1 protein-coding gene is annotated in these 1,337 nt (G+C 44.6%); it reads left to right on the top strand.

The window, feature by feature from the left end; all coding sequences use genetic code 11:
* The coding region (locus tag B4K20_RS04335; RefSeq protein WP_289282012.1) for a TonB-dependent receptor family protein at window positions 1-1,337 on the top strand (1,337 nt) is incomplete at both ends.

Genomic DNA, 1,337 nt, shown 5'->3' with positions numbered 1-1,337 from the left:
CTGTAACGGTTATTGGTGACGATGAAGCTGCACGTAAATTACCAGGTTCAGCAGCTGTCGTTAGTCATGAGCAATTAAGGACCGAAGCAACAACAGATATTCATCAGGTGTTGAAAACTGTACCAGGCGTTTATATTCAAGAAGAAGATGGGTTTGGGCTTCGTCCTAATATTGGTATCCGTGCAGCCTCGCCAGAACGCAGTCAGAATATTACTTTGATGGAAGATGGTGTGCTGATTGCGCCGGCTCCATACTCAAATCCCGCAGCATATTATTTTCCTACCACATCAAGATTGCACTCTATTGAAGTGCTTAAAGGGGCGCCATTACTGCGTTACGGTCCTCAAACCGTGGGCGGTGTTGTCAATTTAGTATCCACTCCGATTCCTGAAACTAATCAAGGCAGTGCGATGTTTATGATGAACGATCGCGGCTCTGCTGATTTGCATCTCAATTATGGCGGTAAAACTGGTCCATGGGGCTACTCTATTGAAACAGCTCAGCGCCATTATCAAGGGTTTAAAGATATTGACCGTAATGATGATAACAGTGGCTTTCAACTTGAAGATTACGTCGCTAAACTCTCATGGGAAGGTGAACGTAATAAGTTCTTATTTAAAATTCAACGTTCGATGGAAAACTCTGATGAAACTTATGCCGGGTTGACTGATGTAGATTTCCATCGTGATGAAAACCGTCGCTATGGGCTGACTCATATCGATGAGATGGATAACCAACACACTGGTATTAACCTGACTCATGTGTTTGACTGGAGCGATAACCTTACCTCTACCGTCACAGCCTATCGTAATGAGTTCAAGCGTAACTGGTTTAAATTTGATGGTCGTAACCCGGAAACCGGTGACAATATTCTTGAAGATGCTAATAATGGCAACACTAACGCACAAGCAATTCTGGATGGGACTCGTGATGTCACTGGCTTACGTTACAAGAATAATGATCGCACCTATGATTCATACGGTGTGCAGGCTAACTTCAACTGGCTGGTAGGTGAGCATGATGTCAACTTTGGTGCCCGCCAGCATTATGATGAGACGGATCGTTTCCAACCAGTAGAAGTGTATGACCAGGTTAATGGTCAGCTTGTCTATCAGGGCACAAATGCAGTTGGCTCCAGTGACAACCGTCTTGAAGAAGCTCAAGCACTCAGTCTCTGGATTACAGATGACTATCAAGTCACAGACCGTCTGTTATTGAACTTGTCATTGCGAATGGAAGATGTTGAGACCAAAGCTCGTCGGTATGCTGGTGGTGCGGCTCGTTCATTAGTGACCGATAGAGTGGATAATGATTACCGTGAATATCTGGCTGGTATC

Source organism: Methylophaga sp. UBA5088 (assembly GCF_002414625.1).
GTDB classification, from domain to species: Bacteria; Pseudomonadota; Gammaproteobacteria; order Nitrosococcales; family Methylophagaceae; genus Methylophaga; species Methylophaga marina.
Note: the sequence above shows the minus strand (reverse complement) of the source record. Positions and strands in the feature narration are given on the sequence as shown.